The organism is Psychrobacter sp. 1Y4 (assembly GCF_051847555.1).
In genome coordinates, this window is record NZ_JBPYDE010000259.1 from 1 (window position 1) to 909 (window position 909).

The window sequence follows — 909 nt, forward strand, 5'->3', positions numbered from 1 at the left end:
TTATCCTTACACAGATTTGCTATTGCACGACATGGGTGATGCTCTCGCTGATCGTACCATCGCGGGTAAGCTACCACCAAAAGACGCTCAAGTTGAGTTTTTAGCCAATTCTTATGAATGGCGCACGCCCGCACTTTGGGGCGTTGGACTTGCACAAACGGTTGATCCACAAGCGACGTTTTTACATGATGGACGCGCTCGTACGCTGATGGAAGCGGTTCTTTGGCACGGCGGAGAAGCCGAAAAGCAACAGCAACAAGTATTGAAATTAGACAAGCAAGGTCGCGCCGAGCTAAATGCGTTTCTAAAGTCGCTATAATAAGGTCACTGTAATACAGTCACTATTATAAAGTCAGCATAAAAACGCTATAAATTACTACCGATAAATTACCGAGAAATCTATGAAAATAAATCACGCTTTGGCGATGGCGCTATCTGCACTGAGTGCCGGGCTGCTGATCAGCTGTGTCAAACCTGCCGACGACAACAAGTCTGCAGAAGTGGATAGTCAAGAAGTTGCACAGAATAACTCGACTGCTGACAGCTCGACAGAAAGCAGTAAGGAAGGCACTGCGCAGATCGTTGCGGTAGATATCAGCCCTGAGACCCAAAAAACGTATTTGACGCATGTGGCAGATGACATTGTCATTCCTGCGTATGCTGATGCAGCAAAGCAAAGTGATCTATTAAATGAATTGGCGCAGAAACATTGTCAGCAAGCACCAGTCAGCGGCGCTGAGCTACAAGCATTACGCGCGCAGTGGTTAGTGTTGGCACAAGCATGGTCGAGTGCTGAGATGATTAATTTTGGTCCTGCGACTGCCAGTATGAGCAATTTGTACATCAACTATTATCCTGATGAACGCGGACTCGTACATAGTGGCGTGGCTGATTTGATTGCTGCCAATC

General features: G+C 47.0%; 2 protein-coding genes. Both read left to right on the forward strand.

Going from position 1 to position 909, the window contains the following annotated elements:
- On the forward strand, window positions 1-319 hold a 319-nt coding region (locus ACS8FC_RS15625; RefSeq protein ID WP_439297444.1), incomplete at its 5' end, for a di-heme oxidoredictase family protein.
- 82 nt (window positions 320-401) lie between these two features.
- Window positions 402-909, forward strand: a 508-nt coding sequence (locus tag ACS8FC_RS15630; protein WP_439297445.1) for an imelysin family protein, incomplete at its 3' end; no start/stop codon positions are given.